The sequence below is a fragment of the Synechococcus sp. R6-5 genome (assembly GCF_047461775.1).
GTDB lineage: Bacteria > Cyanobacteriota > Cyanobacteriia > Thermostichales > Thermostichaceae > Thermostichus.
The window spans coordinates 1-817 of sequence record NZ_JANSHV010000107.1; the positions used below are offsets into that span (position 1 = coordinate 1).

The following is an 817-nucleotide window of genomic DNA, read 5'->3' on the forward strand; positions in this document are numbered from 1 at the left end:
GGACTGATTGCCCCCGCACCACCGTTAGCTAAATCGTTGAGTTGCTCTGCAAGCTAAGATCGGCAAACCCTGTTCCATCGATGAGGATCCGCGTCGGCCATGATGACCGTAATGGAGTTTTTCGCCCTCAGTGCTGGGGAGTGGATGTGCCAACGCACCAGCCATCACTTGGCTTTTCGCCGCTCTGAGGGTGGGAGGTCGCGGCTACAAATTGCCACCCTTGCGGCAACCGATCCAGCAGTCATCCGGGTTTGCGAGTTGTTCAGGGTGGATCCCCGACGAGCTGTGGGAGCAGCGCGGGTGCGGTGGGATGGCGAGCAGGAGTGGGACAACGAAGAGTACAAGGGAGACGTGGTGCTGGTACCTATCCCCGATGAGACCGATCCCATGCGCGGGCAGTTGCTGCGGGATCAGGGCTACGCTGAGAAAGTGCCGGTGGCCGGTACCTATGTCATGGGATCCGATGGCGCCCTTACCCTTTACACCCAGTATGAGATGACTGAGTCGGAAGAGCGCATTTGGTTTGCCAGCCCCAACTTGCGCCTGCGGGCCAGCACTGTCAAGCGGTTCGGTGGCTTCAGCATGGCTTCTTTCTGCTCCGAGGTGCGTAAACTCTCCGTCGGCCCTTCTCCCACCCCTACGGTGGCCGAATCCAGCTCTTTCCGCAGCTAGAGCGTTTTCTCCTCAACCGCAACACGGGTTGTGCCATGCACCAAGTCTTGGATCTGGGGATTAACCTGCTCCACGCCAATCAACACCAGGCCGACCACAACCGGGAGCATTTTGATGCCTGGGGAGCATGACTCTAGTCAATAAT

Annotated in this window: 1 protein-coding gene; it reads left to right on the top strand. The window is 58.6% G+C overall.

What is annotated here, in order from left to right:
- Window positions 1-99 precede the first annotated feature (99 nt).
- On the top strand, window positions 100-672 hold the full coding sequence (locus NW818_RS06445) for a phycobiliprotein lyase (RefSeq protein WP_041436880.1): 573 nt from the start codon (window positions 100-102) through the stop codon (window positions 670-672).
- The last annotated feature ends 145 nt before the right edge of the window (window positions 673-817 follow it).